The organism is Clostridium sp. AF32-7AC (assembly GCF_003477925.1).
GTDB classification, from domain to species: domain Bacteria; phylum Bacillota; class Clostridia; order Lachnospirales; family Lachnospiraceae; genus Otoolea; species Otoolea fessa.
Window position 1 is genome coordinate 52,573 of record NZ_QUEG01000008.1, and the last position, 17,242, is coordinate 69,814.

Here is a 17,242-nt window from a genome sequence, read left to right on the forward strand (position 1 = left end):
ATTATCTTTCTTTTCCTTTTTCCGGCTCCGGGTACTCCTCGCCGAAGGTGTCAACGGTCATCTTTTTGATCTTCTGCTCTTTCAGCGGACGATCGCCCCAGTCGGTGCGGACGCCGGCAATCTTGTCCACGATATCCAGACCTTCAACTATCTTCCCGAAGGATGCATACTGACCATCCAGATGCGGGGAAGTCTCATGCATGATGAAGAACTGGGAACCTGCGGAGTTCGGGTCCATCGCACGCGCCATAGAGAGAACGCCCTTGGTGTGCTTGAAATTGTTCGTAAAACCATTCTGGCTGAACTCACCCTTGATGGTATACCCTGGACCGCCCATACCATTTCCATTCGGGCATCCGCCCTGAATCATAAAGCCCTTGATGACACGGTGGAAGATCAGACCATCATAAAAGCCCTTCTTGATCAGGCTGATAAAGTTGTTGACTGTGTTCGGCGCAATCTCTGGGTAGAGCTCTGCCTTCATGATATCACCATTTTCCATCTCAATGGTAACAACTGGATTTTTCATGTATGTTTCCTCCTGAATTTTAAAAAATACCTCATTAAGTGGTCACATTATACCATAAGAACGTTCGAAAATCGACTGTTTTTCGTTCCATATTTGTCCATTTTCTTTACATTTCGTAAGTTTCTCCTCACAATTCATTCACATTTATGGCTTAAGATGTATAGCACAATGTCGAAATGGACATTCTATGCGAAAAGATGAATGTTGCGCTCAGGAATCATCATCTGTCCTGCATCATACATCTGTGAGCAAACTAAGTCAAAAGAAAGGTTGGTAATGTACTATGAAAAAAACATATTTTGCTATCCTGGGCGCGGCTGCGATCCTCTCGCTCGCAACCGCCTGCTCTTCCCAAAACGTGAATGAATCGACTGCTAATGAATCGTCCCAGTCCGCCTCCTCCGAGTCCAGCTCGAATGGCATGGACGAAAGCAGCCCGATGGATGATTTAAAAGAAGACGCCAAAGACACCGTTCTTCCATCCGAGGGAACTGCCGATGCAAAACAGTCCACAATAACTGGTACGATCAGCGACATCAAAGACTTTATGTTTACGATCACCGCCGACGGAACCGATTATGAATTCAGCTTCGAGCAGGATCAGAAACCGGACGGGCTTTCTGATGTAAAAGATGGGGATAAAGTTACCGTAACGTATACGGGAACCGTCAGTGAGGTGGATGCATTCAGCGGAACCGTTTTATCCGTCAAAAAAGCGGAATAAAGATTGTTGACACACTTTATACCCGTATTTTTTATGGCAGTCTTGACAGACGAAGCACGCAAAATATCTGCGCTTCCTGCCCAGGCTGCCATTTTCGATCCTCCGAACATAAGATATATTTATCGTAATCATGGAATCCATGTTCCGCGTTCATATTTCGTTCACACTTCATTAAAAAACCTTTTACACAATTAACATGGTTTCTTCACGATTTTTCCCTATACTATAACCATAGCAACAAGCAATGCTTACAAATTTTTTTCATAATACCGAGCTGAGTTTATATCAGCTCTCCTCCCTTTTTCAATACCAAAAGACCTCTCACTGCTGGAGAGGTCTTTTGTTGTATCTGAATTCCTCAACTCTCTCACCGTTCCGGTCTTCGTACCTTCCTGCCAAGCAGCACCAGCGCTGCAAGGTTTGGCACCGCCATCAGCCCATTGAAAATATCAGATACCGCCCAGACGGCTTCCATCCGGCTGACGCAGCCGAGAAAGACTGAGGCAAGATAACCTCCGTGATACAAAATACATATTTTGTCGGCACGCTTCTGTGGGACATCCCGCATCAGCCATCCAAGTGCCTGATCGCCGATGTAAAACCAGGCAAGGATCGTGGCAAAGGCAAACAGCACCATGCACGCCGCCGTCACTATGCCGCCTGCATTTCCAAAACGGGCTGCCAGAGCCGCCGCCACCGCGCCGCTGCCGCCCAGGGAATCGATCTTCTCGGTCAGATTGTGCGGAAATACACAGAGCAGTAAAAAAGCGGTCAGGCTGCACCCTATGATCGTATCGAAAAACACCTCGAAAATCGCCCACATTCCCTGTTTCTGCGCTTCCTGCCTCTGTCTTAGCCTCCCCTTTCCCTCACTCATCCCATGCAGCACCGCCAGACTCCCCAGGCCCGCCTCATTGGAAAACACACCGCGCGATATCCCGCTCCGGATCGCCGCTGCCATTCCGTACCCGGTCATCCCGCCCGAAATTCCTGAAAAATTCAAAATACTGCTTCCATCCGTCTGTCCTGCATTATCTGCCAGTCCAAATGCCCCGCCCACAATTTTCATCAATACTTCCGGTATCTGATCATAAAAACTGAACACGGCGATTCCACCTGCCAGCAGATACAGCCCCGCCGATACCGGTACCAGCACCGAAGCCGTCCATCCGATGCGTTTTGCCCCACCAAAGAGCACCACGGCAGTCAAAACTGCCAGTATGATACCGGTTCCAAGCGGCGGCAGGGATGTTGCATAGCGCAGACTATCCGCCAGAGCCCCCGCCTGTACCATACATCCCATTCCAAGCGACGCCAGCACGCAAAACAGGGCATAGCATTTTCCAGCGAAACAACTTCCAACCCCATTTTCCAGATAGACATAAGGTCCGCCCCCATACAAAATTCCCAGATAAACCTCCGTATATGCCAGCGCCATCCCCAGAAATGCCGCCGCCCACATCCAGAACACAGCACCCGGACCACCGATCGCCAACGCGGCTGCCACGCCCGTGATATTTCCCGTTCCGACCGTCGCCGCCAGCGCGGTGCAGGTCGTCAAAAGCTGTCCTTTCCCGCCGCTCCCAACCGTCTCTCCCCACCAGACTCTGATATGACGGATCGGAAATCCCCGCAGACGCACCATGCAGAGGACTCCAACCGCCAGAAACAGTCCCAGAAGCCACGGTCCCCACACCATTTTCTGTACGATTCTGAGCGCTTCCATCCGAGCACCTTTCTATATCTATTTTCACTCTATCAAACCAATCTTATGATTTACTATGATATTTTATTCTCCAAGCCGTGATATTGCCTTCCGAGAACTCTCTTTCCATCCACCTTTTCTTACACTTTCTGTAAACATCCGCAAACCCCATGACAAACCAGACCGGCAGTGCTACAATAAGCATATCGGACAGGCGGACAAATTTCCAAATCTCTGTCCTTCTGGAAAGGATGAAAACAATATGCCAGGTTTTACCACGCACTATATATTCGGCATGAAAGCATACAACGATATGCCGTTCACACCCTTAAAACACACGATCGCCAAATACCGCTGGCTCTACCAGCTCGGTCTGCAGGGACCGGATATGTTTTTCTATAATATCCCGATCCTGCGCCACCGCGATTACCGCAACGTCGGTTCCTATATGCACGAACACAAGGTAAACGCCTTTTTTGAGTGCTGTCTGCGCCGTATTGGAACCATCCGCTCGCGCCAGCAGCAGGAGGAAGCCATCTCCTATCTGGCCGGATTTATAAACCATTACATTGCCGATTCGATCTGTCATCCTTACGTGTACGGGCGCATCGGCTATCCAGTGGATGCCCCGACCTCCATGCATCACGGGATGCACGCACATCTGGAAAACGAGCTCGACGCGATCCTGCTCTGGAAATATAAAAAAAAGAAGCCGTCCGAATTTAACCAGACCGCCACGATCTGTCTAAATGGACAGGAAATCCAATTTATTTCCCATTTCCTGGCTTCCTGCATCAACGAAACCTATTATCCGATCACCTACCGCAACAACTTCCAGGTTACTCCGGCGATGGTGCACCGCTCCATCTGGGCGCTGCGCTTCGGCTGCCGGACACTCTCGGACAAGAACGGCAAGAAAAAATTCGGCATTGCACAGGTCGAATCCATCTTCGTCAACCACCCAGTTGCTTCCGCGAAAATGGTAACGGACTCCGTAACCGACTACCGGAGCAGCTGTAACCTAAACCACGAAGCATGGGGCAACCCGTGGGATCCGACCCGCGTCTCAACCGCCTCGTTTGTTGATCTCTTCCATGAAACATTGGACAAATGCAGCCGTGTCTATGCGCTTTTAAACAGCGCCGTCACAGACAACATGCCGTTAGATAAACAGGATTTATCGCCGCTTCTGGCTGAACTGGGGAATGAGTCTTATCACAGCGGACTACCTGTTGAGTGAAAACACGTACTTCGGTTCCTGGTAAATAAAAGCTGTCATATGAAGAACACTCATCTGTTTCTCATATGACAGCTTTTTTGATCACTTTTCTCTTAATTATACACAGAAAATATCCCGTGTCTGTGCAGACAACCTCTTATTCTGCGTTCTCTGTCTCTTCCTCCGCCTCAGTCGTATCGTACTCGCCTGCTGCTTCTTTCTCTTTCACCTTGGAAATCAGCTCTTTGGTATCCGGAAGTTTGAAATCTGCGCCAGCCTCATAGGAACCACTGATAAACCATGCGTCCTCGTTATCCTGGTCGCTCTCCGGAACGATGCTGTAGGACAGTGCATACTGTTTCCACAGTCCGCCGTAGGAATCTTCACCGGACATCTCAATCGAGAAGTCCTGGGTGTGGACAATGTCGTTGAATCCCTTGATTAAATCTTCCGCATAGGTTCCTATCTGATCATCCGGCAGATCATCTGCCACTACCCAGATCAGCATGATCTGTTTCTTGTTCGGCTCCATATAGAAATGGAAATCGCGGCCGTACTCGTAGGTACTTGTATCCTTGAACATGTCTTCCGCGTCCGTGCTGACCTGTGTCCAGTCGATCTCAACATTTTCCTGGGTCTCAAAATTCGGATCTCCGACTACCGTCTCAGAAGTCGGTTTTACAATCGTACTCTCCGTGCATCCGCTGAGCAGCGCCATACACGCAACCATCATTATCAGAAGTTTTTTCATTGTGTTCTTCTATCCCTTCATTCACTCATTCACAGCCGGAACCAGCCCGAACCGCATGGCTATTATATAATATCGCCTTTTGTTTTTGTAGTCATTTTAGAAAAATTCAAAAAATCTTCATACTTTCCAAAATTTCCCGTAAACAATCCATCTGGACCATTTTACCGCCATTTAGCGCATCCAGGTTGTCAATCCAAATCCTCAACCGTAAGCTCTGTGTCATCCTCCTGCACACCCTGCTGTGTTTTAGCATCCTCTGCCTCTTTCTGTGCAGGTTTTTCTTTCAGCGGCTTCTTTTCCGTGGAACCAGTTCTTACTTTTCCACTCTCTGCCAGCCGGGACGCGGCTGCATCTGCCGCCGGAACCTGTCCTGAACCAGATCGCACATCCATGTCAGACTCCGCCTGCTCTGTGCTCTCATCTGCCTCCGCTGTGCCAGGCGCCCTGTAGGACGCGCCCATCCGCTTTTCAAGCAGTTTTTCAAACTCTTCCCGCGAACAGCCGATCTCCTGCAGACGCTGTCTTCTCCGTTTTCTCCGCTCCTCCTGGCGTCTCTTTTCTTCCTGATGACACTGGTAGAACAACCATACAAGCGCCGCACACGCCGCTGCCAGAAGCACACTGACGACCACAATCAGCACCGTTCTCACCGATACTTTCGGAAGTTTCGGCAGGGTCAGGTGGAACGAAGATTTCGCCTGCTTCGGTTTTCCGGACGCGCCTGTATTGGATGCTGCCGGATCCGATGCCGTATTTCCGTCATCCGGAGCCGTCTCCCCGTTTGCTGCCGCTTCTGCCGCCGATGCGCTGATCAGATACACCTGTCCGATCTTGCGGTCGTTGTATTTGTAAGAAAGCAGTGCCACCGCGCCCAGCGGTGCATCCTCCGGCAGATCCGTTACCACCGTCTTCTCCGCATCCGCAAACGAAGCATCCTTCGGGATCGTGATGACTGCCGACGTATCCATCGATAAATCGGACGGCTGATAGCTATTGTCTCCGATCTGCACCGGCTGATCGCCGCTTGTGTATGCCGTCTCATTTTCCGAAATATTTACATTTTCAAACCGTAGAAAGCCGAAATCCAGCAATGCAATCGTATCCTGATAATGGGTCGCCTGCGTACTCTTCATCGTGACCGCAATCTGGCGTCTGTCATCCTTGATCGCATAGGTAACAAGCGTCTGCCCCGCAACGGATGTGTAACCGGTCTTTCCGGCCACCGCATATGGATAATAGTTCGGACTCTCTGTGTCAGTCGTGATAAGAAGCTTGTGCTCCGGCTGGATGGTCACACCGTCCGGATTGTTCTTCGTCGCCGGTAATCGGTAGCTCTTATCCTTACTGATCGTTAAAAGCGTGTCATTTTTATACGCCGCCGATGCGATCAGCGCCATATCATACACCGAAGTGAGCTGTGTGTCGTCATTCAGACCGGACGGATTCGCAAAATGGCTGTTCTCACAGCCAAGCTCCGCCGTCTTCTCGTTCATCATCTTCACAAAACCGTCGCGGCTTCCGCCCACATGCTCCGCCAGCGCATTCGCCGCCTGGTTGGAAGAACGCATCAGCAGCAGGTAGAGACAATCGCGCACCGAAAGCGTGTCGCCCTCCTCGATGGCGTTCTTGTTTCCGCTGCCATCTTCCACGTTGTAAACGGCATCGTGGGAAAATGTGACCGTATCATCCAGACTGCTGTTCTCAATGACTACGAGCGCCGTCAATATTTTCGTGATACTTGCCGGCGCCTTCTGCACATGGATGTTCTGCCCAAATAAAACCGCCCCGGAGTCCGCATCCATGACAATGCCTGCCTCCGACTCGATCCCCGTATCCGAGGGCCAGTCCGGCTTTGCAAATGCCGTCATCGGCATTCCGGCAGCCATCAGTGCCGTGATCATCAAACTTATCAGTAAACGTCTTAATCTCTTCATACGATTCCTTCCTGTCAGCTTTCCTTTTCCGGAAATCCTTTTGTATCATGAACGATATAAATTGGACGATCCTTCAATTCTGTAAACAGGATCGCGATATACTCCCCGATAATTCCCACAATCACGAACAGCATCGCGAACATAAAGCATAAAAGCACTACGATCGTCGCGTAACCATTGGGCGTTCCTTTGACCGCCCACTCATAAATCGTTTCCAGCATCACGAGCAGCCCCAGAAAGCCCACGATAATTCCCGAGTAAATGCCGAGCTTTAGCGGCAGATCCGAAAAGCAGAGAATCGTATTGATCGAAAATTTAAATAATTTACGAATACTGTACTTGCTCTCGCCCGCCACCCTGGCTCTCGCCTCATACTCGATGGTCGTCCGGTTAAATCCGATATTCTGCACATAGCCGCGCAGGAAACGCACTTTTTCCCGGTAATTGGTCTTTAACACCTGCGCCGCATTGGCAGTCAGCGCAAAGAAATCGGATGCGTTATTTTCCAGCTTCACATCTGAAATCTTGTTCAAAAATTTATAAAAAGCAGAAGACGTCAGGTTTTTGATGAATCCAGCCGATTTATTTTTCGTCCGGACCATGTTGATAACCTCATAGCCCTCTTCGAATCTTTCGATTATCTGCGCCACACATTCCGGCGGATGCTGCAGATCGGCATCCATACACACGATGCCCTCCCCGATGCTGTGATCCAGCCCCGCAAGCATCGCCGCCTCATGGCCAAAGTTGCGGGAAAAGTTGATCACACGTACCCGCGGATCCGCTGCCGCCAGTTCTGCCAGAATCTGCCCCGAGGCGTCCGCACTTCCGTCGTTGACAAAAATCAGTTCGTAATTCCACGGCAGCGCCTCAAAAACCGGAGTTGCCTCCCGATAGAACTCATGCAGCGCCTTTTCCTCGTTGTAAACAGAAATCACGATCGAGATCGTCTTTGGTTTCTGTCCGTTCATATTTTCCATCCTGTTCTGCATGGTCGACTGTCTGGTTTCATTTTTCTTCTTATCTTCCATGCTGTCTGTCCGTTTTTTCTTATCTTTCTTACTCATATTTCATCTTTCAATTAAGCATCCGGGTCATCCAAAATTTCGATCGCTATCGAAGAATGTGCCGGAACCCGTTTTTCCACCGGCGGCAGCGTCATATAGTCGCCGTAAATCCACTCCAGCACATGCTCATAGCCCACCGGCACCATCAGCTTTGTGTCCTCAAACGGCAGATCCACCGCGTGCTCGCACCATGCGCCCTCCAGCGTTACATAGAGATAATCCGGCTGGTAATTGCTGTAATACCAGTGTTTCGTTTTCTTTTTGCGATCCTTCGCCGCTGCAAGTCTCTGCAGCTTAAATAAAACCGGCATCGGGACAAGGTGTCCCACACCTGCCAGCACACCAACCCGCAGCTTATCCATCAGGCTGTATTTGCTGAAATCAATCTGATCACGGTGTGCGATCGCCATTCCATAAATAACCTTCTGAAGAAATTTTGCGCTCCACGCGCCCACCTTACTATCCGGCAGGCGGTCAAGGACGAACAGATCCACCCAGAGATGGTTTAATTTTCCCTCATAAAACTGCATCTGCTCATTGTCCTCATGGACGCGGCTGTTGTCATAGATGACGCGCGTTGTAAAATCATAAAACACCTTGCCGCCCCGGATCTCCTCCGGGCGCAGCAGGGACATTCCCTCCGGCAGCTCCCGCGGCGCTACCTTCAAAAACATCTCATAATTGGCACGTGTAAATGCCAGATCGACATCATCATCCCACGGGATAAATCCCTCATGACGCACTGCGCCCAAAAGTGTCCCGGAATCCAGCATATAGGAAATCTTGTATTTCCGGCAGATCCGGTCTATCTCCTTCAAAAGGCGCAGATTCGCCCGGTGAACCTTCTCAAGCCCCGGATACGGCGGCAGTTTGACCGCCCTGCGGCTCTCTGATTTTTCCTCATTCATGATGGTTGTCCCCTCATTTTCTCCTGCAACTGCTCATTCTCTGTCACAGCTGCTCATTTTCACAGGCATTTTCTTACAGGCAGAGTATCTCCCCGCCTGTGAATTGCCGCGGTCCCCGTCCCTACTGACGGCATGCCTCACGAAGTGTCTTTGCCATATAATCAATCATTTCATCTGTCATGCCCGGATAAACGCCGACCCAGAAGGTATCGCGCATGATACGGTCGGTATTTTCCAGAGTTCCGGCTACGCGGTAGCCGCAGTTTTCTTTCCGCATCTCATCAAAGCACGGATGCTTGATCAGGTTTCCGGCAAAGAGCATACGCGTCTGCACGCCCTTTTCCTCGACATATTTGACTACCTTGTTCCGATCCACGCCCTCTTGGCAGGTCAGAAGGAAACCAAACCAGCTCGGATCGGAATGCTCACAGGCAACCGGCAGGATATATGCGTCCTCGGTTCCGGCAAGTCCCGCTTTCAGACGGGCGAAATTGTGTTTTCTGCGCTCCACGAAGGATGGAAACTTTTCAAGCTGCGCGCAGCCGATCGACGCCTGCAGGTCGGTCGCCTTTAAATTATATCCAAAATGGGAGTATACATATTTATGGTCGTATCCAAGCGGCAGCTCACCATACTGGCGGTCAAATCGGTGACCGCAGAGGTTATCGCAGCCGGACGGGCAGACACAGTCGCGTCCCCAGTCGCGGAAGGAACGGATAATCTTGTTTAAAAGCGGATTGTCCGTGTACACGGCGCCGCCCTCGCCCATCGTCATGTGGTGCGGCGGATAAAAGCTGGACGTTCCGATATCTCCGATCGTACCGGTAAAATGCCACTCGCCGTTCAGCTCATAGCGGCTTCCGAGGGCATCACAGTTGTCCTCCACCAGCCACAGGTTATGACGGTCACAGAATTCTTTTACCTTCTGTAAATCAAACGGATTTCCCAGTGTGTGGGCGATCATAACCGCTTTCGTCTTCTCTGAAAGCGCCGCCTCCAGCTTATCGGCGTCGATGTTGTATTGTGGAATCGTCACATCCACAAACACTGGAACTGCGCCATACTGGATCGCCGGGGTTACCGTCGTCGGGAAACCTGCCGCAACCGTGATAATCTCATCGCCGCGGCACACCCGGCGCTCTCCCAGCAATGGGGAAGTCAGCGCCATAAATGCGATCAGGTTCGCGGAGGAACCGGAGTTTACAAGGGAACAGTATTTGACGCCCAGGTAGTTCGCAAGCCCCGCCTCAAACTGATCGGTGTAACGTCCGGAGGTCAACCAGAACTCCAGCGCACTGTCTACCAGATTGACCATCTCATGGTTATCGTAAACGCGGGACGCATACGGAATCCGCCGTCCCTCAGTAAATTCTTTTTTCTGATTATGATATTTATCACAATACTCTGCCACCAGATCGAGAATCTGCTGACGCGCAGCCTCTTTTCCGTCCGACAGGGTTACTTTTTCTTCTGACATGTTTCTCCTCCTGCTTTTGCTACCGTTCTCTGCCGCAGCCGTATCAGCTCTGCCTGCTGCCAGACACACCTTTCGTGCAGCCGCCTGCATCTATCTGTTTTTCTTCAAACCGAGCCGCATACGCCCGGATCTGCTCATCCGTCACCTCGCGCATATCCGCTCCGGCAAGCCACTTCTTCGACCATTCCACCGTCGCAGCCATCGCCTCTTCTACATGGAAGTGCGGCTTCCAGCCAAATACCTTTTTCACTTTGGAACAATCCAGTTTCAGAAAATTCGCCTCATGCGGACCTCCGTCATAGCGGTTGATCCAATGCATCCCGCCGCCCCATGTTTCACAGAACAGATCCGCCAGACGTCCTGTATTGACGCAGTCACAGTCATCCGGTCCGACGTTGTAGCAGCCCGCCAGCTCCGCATTTTCCCACTGCGCCTTTGCCACCGTCAGATACAAAAACAGCGGCTCTAACACATGCTGGAACGGGCGCGTCGAATGCGGATTCCGCACGATGATCGGCTCTTTCTTTTCCGCTGCGCGCACGCAGTCCGGCACGATCCGGTCCGCCGCAAAATCACCGCCGCCGATCACATTGCCAGCACGACAGGTTGAGACGGCGCAGCGGCCGTCCGTGAAGAACGACTGCTTATAGCTGTGTGTCACCAGCTCCGAACAGGATTTGCTATTGGAATACGGATCGTAGCCGTCCAGCGGGTCATTTTCGCGGTAACCGTACTCCCATTCCTTATTTTCATAAACCTTGTCCGTCGTCACATTGACGAGAGAGCGGACGGATTCACACTGTCTGGCGCATTCCAGCACATGAACCGTACCCATGACATTCGCCGCATACGTGCCGACCGGATCCCGGTACGACTCGCGCACGATCGGCTGCGCTGCCAGATGGAGTACAATCTCTGGCTTCGTCTCATCAAACACCTGTTTTAAATGGGCAAAATCGCGCACATCCCCATCCACATGGTGAATCGTCTCCCCCAGATGCAGGATCTCAAACATCGACGGCTCGGTCGGCGCTTTCAGCGCATAGCCGGTTACCTCCGCCCCCGCCAGATGGAGGATGCGGACCAGCCAGCTTCCCTTAAAGCCTGTGTCACCGGTCACAAGGACCCGTTTTCCTTTATAAAAATCAAGAAGTTCCATGGTTTTCCTCTTTTTAATTATTTCGTGTTCGTTCGTTAATGGCGCAAGAAAAGAATATGTCTGCTTCGCAGCCGCATTCTTTTCTTCTGCGCTCATTATATCATACTTTCTTACAGGATTTGTGTCTATTCCTTGAATTTTCCCTTACAGTATATTATTGTTACTGTTCACGGGTAGGCACTTTTGGAACCGAAAGTGCCGTAAGAAAACGTGGTGGCAGCAGGAATTTGCCGTATTTAAATGCGAAGCCACGGCAAATTCCGTTACTGGGCACGTATGCGTGTACAGTAACATATTATTTCCACAGCTTCCAGGGCGCATTGCCTTCCTGCCACATCTGTTCCAGCTGCATCTTGTCACGCTGGGTATCCATACATTTCCAGAAACCGTCGTGGCGGTATACCATCAGCTGTCCGTCCTTGGCAAGCTGCTCCAACGGCGCTTTCTCAAAGACGGTATCATCGCCCTCGATATAGTCAAAGACGCCCGGTTCGAGTACCATGAAGCCGCCGTTGACGATCTTGCCGTCATCATCGTTCTTCTCACGGAACTCGCGGATGTGTCCGTCGCTGTCAACATCCATGACACCGAAACGCTGTCCAATGTTGACGCCGGTCAGGGTCGCGATCTTGCCGTGCTGCTTGTGGAATGCCACCAGCGCGTCCAGATCCACGTTGGAAACGCCGTCGCCGTAGGTCAGCATGAACGTCTCATCCCCAATGTAATCGCGGATACGTTTGATACGACCGCCCGTCATCGTGTGCAGTCCGGTATCGACCAGCGTCACGCGCCACGGCTCGGAATAGTTGTTATGCACCTGCATCTCGTTCTTCGCCAGATCGAAGGTCACATCCGACGTATGCAGGAAATAATCGGCAAAATACTCTTTTACTACATACTGTTTGTAGCCCAGACAGATCACAAAATCATTGAATCCATACTGGGAATAGTGCTTCATGATATGCCAGAGAATCGGCTGTTCTCCGATCTCGATCATTGGCTTTGGTTTTAAATGGCTTTCCTCGCTGATTCGTGTGCCGAATCCACCCGCTAATATTACAACTTTCATTGCACTTCTCCTTCCGTCCATCGTTTTTATCGAAATATGTTCAAATGGTTTTCTTCCAAAATTCTCATCGCATCCCGCACTGCATCCGGGTCGTTATGCAGGTAGGTTTCCAGATCCTCATCGCTCGCCGTCCGGTAATTCAGTCCCAGCTCCCTTGATACCTGTAAATATGCTTTCCGGTACGGCGCTGTCCGGATTTCTGCCCGGGTTGTCCATGCATTTCCAAAGACCGTCAGCACGGTAAATGCCAGCATACAGACCTTTAAAGGTGTGCGTACTGCCCGTTTCTCCGGCGCGCGTGTTTTCGCCTTATCTGCCTCTGTTTCCTGCGCCTTTTCCCGGCACATACTCCAGACGAGTGCAAACGTAAGCAGAATTCCTACAATTCCCATCTGGTACTGTATCTCGTACCGCGAGGACATCCCGTACTCGTCCTTCAGGAAAATCCACCGCGCCGCCAGCACCAGCAGATGGTTACAGCCGCCGCTGAGAACCAGCAGAAGCGGAAAAATAGTCTTTTTATAAAGCTGAAACCGCACATTCAGATACAGTGCCAGCAGATACGAAACAAACACTGCCAGCCCCAGCAGATACACCAGATGCAGCCGGACAAACCAGGGGCTTCCTGCCTCCAGCTCCTGAATCTGCGCCACGCCGATCACCGACGATGCCACCGCTTTCAGCAGAAACCGCAGGAAAAAGAGTGGCTGGGCGGCAAATTCCTGAGCGATTGAAACATCAGTCACTGCTCCACGGTGTACGTAAACTGCCTGTGAACTGCTCCAAAGATATAATACCATCGCAAGAACCGTTGTCAATGCCCCGATGCACCAGGTTCTCCGGCACTTTCGGCTCCAGGAGCGGCTGCTTGTTTCAGCACCCCCGCGCCGATCCGCCAGCCACAGTGCGCCGTATGCCAGCACCAGAATCACCGCATAGCCGCCGCTGTACGGTCCTGCCACCAGCACGACCAGCAGGATCGGCAGAATTGCCAGAAGCACCCGGTCAGACATATTCCGGCACCGGGTCGCCGCTGCATGGTCGAGGACTGCAAAATGGAATAAAAATCCGGAGATCGACAGAGTGCAGACCCAGCCGGTCCCGTTCGTCATCATTTCCCATTTATTCAGGCTGAAATATACAAACTGAATCAACAGGAAGGAAAGATAGCCGACCGAGCGGTTCCGCTCTGCGTAGAGCGCCAGCACCGCCGCGCCCGCACCCAGGCTCAAAACACCCAGAATCATGTCAAAATACGCATTATAGCCAAATAGTTTCACATTGATGATGCGCCCCAGATACGTGATCGGAACGCGCGTCAGGATATCCGGTACAAAGAATTTCGCCGGATTTGTCACATCCGGCAGATATGAATTGATCAGCCGGATATAATCCGAATACGCCACATTGTCTGAGGCATGAAATATATACCAGATATAAAATAAAATCCCCAAAATAACCGGAAGCCCTAAAAATACACGGCGTTTCATCCGTCTCTCCTCTTTAAAATGCTCAGCTGGTTCAAGTAAAGTTCAAATAACTGACGGTGTTTCTTCGTGATAACCTCCAGAATCACACCGCTGATCCACAGCAGGAACGAAATCACATAAAGCCCGGAACACGCGATCAGGGTCGGGAACTTCGGCACCATGCCGGTTGCCAGATAGCCGCTGAGCACCGGCGCGAAAAATGCCGTTGCAATCGCAAAACAAATGAGTCCCAGCCATCCAAAGAACGCAAATGGCTTGTAATCCCGGAAGAGTCTCGCGATCGTGCGGAGCACCTTAAATCCATCCGAAAACGTATTTAACTTTGACACACTTCCCTCCGGGCGGTCACGGTATCCAACCGGGATCTCCACCAGCTTAAAGTTCTTGTCCAGCGCATGGATGCTCATCTCCGTCTCAATCTCAAATCCGGTCGAAAGAATCGGGAAGCTCTTGACAAATTCATAGTTAAATGCGCGCGCGCCTGTCATGATATCCTTGATATTGCTCTTGAAAATCAGGTTGATAAGCCCACGCACCAGACGATTTCCCGTATTGTGGAACGGACGCTTATTTTCGGTAAAATACGTCGAAGAAAGGCGGTCGCCGATGACCATATCCGCTTTTCCCTGTAAAATCTGGTCTGCCAGCTTTCTCGCGTCCTCCGCCGGGTAGGTGTCATCGCCGTCCGTCATGACATAGCACTCCGCGTCAATGTCGCGGAACATGCTGCGGATGACATTTCCCTTGCCCTGCTGGTATTCATAGCGCACAACCGCGCCTGCCTCTCTGGCAATCTCATCCGTGTGATCCGATGAATTATTGTCATATACATAGATCGTTGCCTCCGGCAATGCCTCGCGGTAGTCCTTGACCACCTTGGCGATCGTCTGGCTTTCATTATAACACGGAATTAATACCGCTATCTTGTCCATTTTTCTCCTCCCGTTTTCACTCTTCCACCGTTCCGGCGAACCATTCCGGATTGATCACGACAGCCCGTTTGGTCTCAGCTGTACTTACCAGTTCCAATTTTATCTCTCCCTGAAGCCCTGTCAGATCAAGCTGTACTTCCATCGGTTCATATTCCTTCTGCCCCGCCTGGATCACAGCAGCCGTCCGGCTGTTTGTCCCATCCGAGACGATGATCTCCACTTCAAATGGCTGCTTCATCATCCAGTAGTCCGGATCGCACAGAACCGCCCGGATAGTCGGATGATCGTCCCCGCTGGTATTCTCCCAGCGCCATTCTGGTACTTCTTTTTCCGTTTCCTGTGCATCCATGAAAGTCTCCTGGGTGCGGTACCAGCAATTTTCGCGTCCATGCGCCATCTCAAGCCCTGCCAGCGTAAAGGACTGGACACCCTGCAGGATTGTTTCCTGATATTCCATATCATGCACGTACCATCCCGCCTCATTCATCCATTCCAGATAGCTTTCCAACGTCTCAAGCCCCTGCGGTATCATGTCATAGATGCCCTCGCCTGCCTCCATCGCCGCCTCGATTTCATCGCTATAGGCGTCTTTCTGCCCCGACAGCTCATTGACGATCGAATACCGGTTCCAGACCGGCACATCTTCGCCCGCAAGCCGCGCATAACTTCCCACATCCGACCAGGTCAGGAAAATGCGGTCAATCTTGGAACGTTCTTCCGGTGTAAACAGCTGATGATCGTGAAATACATAAGGCAGATTGCTGCGGATACTCTCACGGCTCACCGCCCGCATCGCCCATTCCCCGCCGTTCCAGACACAGGTGTAAGCATTGTAAGCGCGCCCGGCGTAAACAGCTAAAAACATAATTGCAAATACAACACCGCCTGTCAGACCGAAAGAAGTGGAAGCCATTCCCCGCAACACCAGGCACCCGCAAAGCATTCCGGCGAATAAGAGTCCGCCCATAAAATAACGGCTGTGCCCCGTCGTTGCCGCCCAGAGGACAAAGGATGCGGCATACAGCAGAAATAAGGTTCCCGTCCTGCTTCTGACCCGCTTCCAAATCCAGCAGAGACCGGCCCCCGCCGCTCCCAGATACATCAGCGCCAGATCCAGGTTGTATTTCGCCGGAATCTCACTCAGGCGGTAATCTGGATGCCGGATCATCGAATATGCCCACAAAAGGAACTCTTTTATGTTGCTGGGTCCCCATCTCGGGTCCTTAAAGTCCATTTCCCCAAAATATGGCGAATGAAACAGGCTGTTATAATAAGGATAAACCGGATTTTTCATCGCTATCCCATTGTAAATCAGGTACACACTGACGGGAATCACCCCCGTCACCAGGCATCCCAGAAACAGCTTCGGCGTCAGATACTTCCGGATTTTCCACAGATACAGAAGCACCAGCGGCACCAGATACACGATATTCGTCATCTTGAGGCAGAACAGGATTCCACCAAACAGGCAGAATAAAACCGCCTCGTGCTCCCGCTTCGCCTCATCCAGCCCGCGCAGAAGCAGAAATACCATTTCCAGCAGAAATGGCAGCGCCAGAAGCTCGACCATGTAGCTGCCGCTCTCCTGAATCAACTCCAGGCGGCTGACAATCAGAAATGCCAGTACCGGCGCAAGATGCTTCGACCAGCTGCATTTTTTTTCCAGCCGGTCTGCCTCCATGCTCAGGAACACCGTTACCTGCCGATAAATCACAAGCATCGCCAGTGCGTTTAACATTGTCCCCATCCGAAGCCCAAAAAGCGCCCTGAATGGATAAAACATCCGGTCGCCCAGCCGGAAACCGAACATCTGGAACCGTCCCGGTATCACATGATAATGAAGGTTGTCCACAAATCCGGGTATCTGCGACAGCAGGTGATAGTTCTGCGTATCATAGCTCTGATCCGGGGCAAATCCCTTGACCGAAAAGAACGCCAGGATGAACAAGCTTCCCACTATAAAAAGCGGACTCACTCCCGCATGGTCCCATTCAAATCTTCCGATTGCCGCCATGACAGCGCCACATAAAACGAGCGCTGCCGCCCGCGACAAAACCGTTCCCTGTGGTATGTGTAAAAGCCATGCCAGAAGATCCAGCACTTCCAACCACCAGATAAAAAGCGTATAGGCAAGCAGCACTGCAAAGCTGCGGGTACTGACTCTCCATTTCGCCGTTTTGTCTGCCGGCCTGTTTCCAAATAACATACTTTTCCCTTGTAATCATCCAGTTTTCTTCATGAACCTGCTGAATCATTACTTCCTTTCCATGAAACAAAA

At 51.2% G+C, this 17,242-nt stretch carries 14 protein-coding genes; 2 read left to right on the forward strand and 12 right to left on the reverse strand.

Annotation, left to right across the window (positions count from 1 at the left end; genetic code table 11):
- Window position 1: 1 nt before the first annotated feature.
- Window positions 2-529, reverse strand: a complete 528-nt coding sequence (locus DWZ45_RS11475; RefSeq protein ID WP_022360081.1) for a peptidylprolyl isomerase — start codon at window positions 527-529, stop codon at window positions 2-4.
- A 283-nt stretch (window positions 530-812) separates the two neighbouring features.
- On the opposite strand from DWZ45_RS11475, the gene DWZ45_RS11480 reads away from it, so the two are divergent.
- On the forward strand, window positions 813-1,253 hold the full coding sequence (locus DWZ45_RS11480; protein WP_118469167.1) for a hypothetical protein: 441 nt from the start codon (window positions 813-815) through the stop codon (window positions 1,251-1,253).
- Window positions 1,254-1,620: 367 nt separating this feature from the next.
- Here DWZ45_RS11480 and DWZ45_RS11485 read toward each other — a convergent pair whose 3' ends face one another.
- The gene (locus DWZ45_RS11485; RefSeq protein WP_118469169.1) at window positions 1,621-2,979 is read right to left on the reverse strand and encodes an alanine:cation symporter family protein; all 1,359 of its coding nucleotides are present in this window, start codon (window positions 2,977-2,979) and stop codon (window positions 1,621-1,623) included.
- Window positions 2,980-3,220: 241 nt separating this feature from the next.
- Between DWZ45_RS11485 and DWZ45_RS11490 the strand changes: the two genes are divergently transcribed.
- Complete coding sequence (locus DWZ45_RS11490) at window positions 3,221-4,198, forward strand: zinc dependent phospholipase C family protein (RefSeq protein WP_117796288.1); 978 nt, start codon at window positions 3,221-3,223, stop codon at window positions 4,196-4,198.
- A gap of 136 nt (window positions 4,199-4,334) precedes the next feature.
- On the opposite strand, the gene DWZ45_RS11495 is transcribed toward DWZ45_RS11490, so the two are convergent.
- The 10 genes from DWZ45_RS11495 to DWZ45_RS11540 form a co-directional block, all read right to left on the reverse strand.
- Window positions 4,335-4,928: a hypothetical protein gene (locus tag DWZ45_RS11495; RefSeq protein ID WP_181357194.1), complete on the reverse strand. Its 594-nt coding sequence runs from the start codon at window positions 4,926-4,928 to the stop codon at window positions 4,335-4,337.
- Window positions 4,929-5,116: 188 nt separating this feature from the next.
- Window positions 5,117-6,862 carry a D-alanyl-D-alanine carboxypeptidase family protein gene (locus DWZ45_RS11500; protein ID WP_118469171.1) on the reverse strand — a complete coding sequence of 582 codons (1,746 nt, stop codon included), beginning with the start codon at window positions 6,860-6,862 and terminating at the stop codon, window positions 5,117-5,119.
- Window positions 6,863-6,876: 14 nt separating this feature from the next.
- Window positions 6,877-7,833, reverse strand: a complete 957-nt coding sequence (locus DWZ45_RS11505; RefSeq protein ID WP_118469251.1) for a glycosyltransferase family 2 protein — start codon at window positions 7,831-7,833, stop codon at window positions 6,877-6,879.
- A gap of 110 nt (window positions 7,834-7,943) precedes the next feature.
- A complete protein-coding gene (locus DWZ45_RS11510) occupies window positions 7,944-8,837 on the reverse strand; it encodes a LicD family protein (RefSeq protein WP_118469173.1) in 894 nt (297 codons plus the stop codon).
- Between the two features lie 121 nt (window positions 8,838-8,958).
- Complete coding sequence (gene rfbH, locus DWZ45_RS11515) at window positions 8,959-10,314, reverse strand: lipopolysaccharide biosynthesis protein RfbH (RefSeq protein ID WP_118469175.1); 1,356 nt, start codon at window positions 10,312-10,314, stop codon at window positions 8,959-8,961.
- Between the two features lie 43 nt (window positions 10,315-10,357).
- The gene (gene rfbG / locus DWZ45_RS11520; protein WP_118469253.1) at window positions 10,358-11,473 is read right to left on the reverse strand and encodes a CDP-glucose 4,6-dehydratase; all 1,116 of its coding nucleotides are present in this window, start codon (window positions 11,471-11,473) and stop codon (window positions 10,358-10,360) included.
- Between the two features lie 295 nt (window positions 11,474-11,768).
- Window positions 11,769-12,542 carry a glucose-1-phosphate cytidylyltransferase gene (gene rfbF, locus DWZ45_RS11525; RefSeq protein ID WP_022360069.1) on the reverse strand — a complete coding sequence of 258 codons (774 nt, stop codon included), beginning with the start codon at window positions 12,540-12,542 and terminating at the stop codon, window positions 11,769-11,771.
- A 26-nt stretch (window positions 12,543-12,568) separates the two neighbouring features.
- Window positions 12,569-14,032, reverse strand: coding sequence for a hypothetical protein (locus DWZ45_RS11530; RefSeq protein ID WP_118469177.1), 1,464 nt, complete (start codon window positions 14,030-14,032; stop codon window positions 12,569-12,571).
- Window positions 14,029-14,964 carry a glycosyltransferase family 2 protein gene (locus tag DWZ45_RS11535; RefSeq protein ID WP_118469179.1) on the reverse strand — a complete coding sequence of 312 codons (936 nt, stop codon included), beginning with the start codon at window positions 14,962-14,964 and terminating at the stop codon, window positions 14,029-14,031. The genes DWZ45_RS11530 and DWZ45_RS11535 overlap by 4 nt, the downstream gene beginning before the upstream one ends.
- A gap of 16 nt (window positions 14,965-14,980) precedes the next feature.
- Window positions 14,981-17,170 (reverse strand): hypothetical protein, encoded by a 2,190-nt coding sequence (locus DWZ45_RS11540; protein WP_118469181.1) that lies wholly within the window; start codon window positions 17,168-17,170, stop codon window positions 14,981-14,983.
- Window positions 17,171-17,242: the final 72 nt, after the last annotated feature.

Excerpts from the sequence above, each read along its gene's own strand:
- DWZ45_RS11475 (WP_022360081.1), bottom strand. The coding sequence starts at position 529 with ATGAAAAATCCAGTTGTTACCATTGAGATGGAAAATGGTGATATCATG.
- DWZ45_RS11480 (WP_118469167.1), top strand. The coding sequence starts at position 813 with ATGAAAAAAACATATTTTGCTATCCTGGGCGCGGCTGCGATCCTCTCG.
- DWZ45_RS11485 (WP_118469169.1), bottom strand. The coding sequence starts at position 2,979 with ATGGAAGCGCTCAGAATCGTACAGAAAATGGTGTGGGGACCGTGGCTT.
- DWZ45_RS11490 (WP_117796288.1), top strand. The coding sequence starts at position 3,221 with ATGCCAGGTTTTACCACGCACTATATATTCGGCATGAAAGCATACAAC.
- DWZ45_RS11495 (WP_181357194.1), bottom strand. The coding sequence starts at position 4,928 with ATGAAAAAACTTCTGATAATGATGGTTGCGTGTATGGCGCTGCTCAGC.
- DWZ45_RS11500 (WP_118469171.1), bottom strand. The coding sequence starts at position 6,862 with ATGAAGAGATTAAGACGTTTACTGATAAGTTTGATGATCACGGCACTG.
- DWZ45_RS11505 (WP_118469251.1), bottom strand. The coding sequence starts at position 7,833 with ATGAACGGACAGAAACCAAAGACGATCTCGATCGTGATTTCTGTTTAC.
- DWZ45_RS11510 (WP_118469173.1), bottom strand. The coding sequence starts at position 8,837 with ATGAATGAGGAAAAATCAGAGAGCCGCAGGGCGGTCAAACTGCCGCCG.
- rfbH (WP_118469175.1), bottom strand. The coding sequence starts at position 10,314 with ATGTCAGAAGAAAAAGTAACCCTGTCGGACGGAAAAGAGGCTGCGCGT.
- rfbG (WP_118469253.1), bottom strand. The coding sequence starts at position 11,473 with ATGGAACTTCTTGATTTTTATAAAGGAAAACGGGTCCTTGTGACCGGT.
- rfbF (WP_022360069.1), bottom strand. The coding sequence starts at position 12,542 with ATGAAAGTTGTAATATTAGCGGGTGGATTCGGCACACGAATCAGCGAG.
- DWZ45_RS11530 (WP_118469177.1), bottom strand. The coding sequence starts at position 14,032 with ATGAAACGCCGTGTATTTTTAGGGCTTCCGGTTATTTTGGGGATTTTA.
- DWZ45_RS11535 (WP_118469179.1), bottom strand. The coding sequence starts at position 14,964 with ATGGACAAGATAGCGGTATTAATTCCGTGTTATAATGAAAGCCAGACG.
- DWZ45_RS11540 (WP_118469181.1), bottom strand. The coding sequence starts at position 17,170 with ATGTTATTTGGAAACAGGCCGGCAGACAAAACGGCGAAATGGAGAGTC.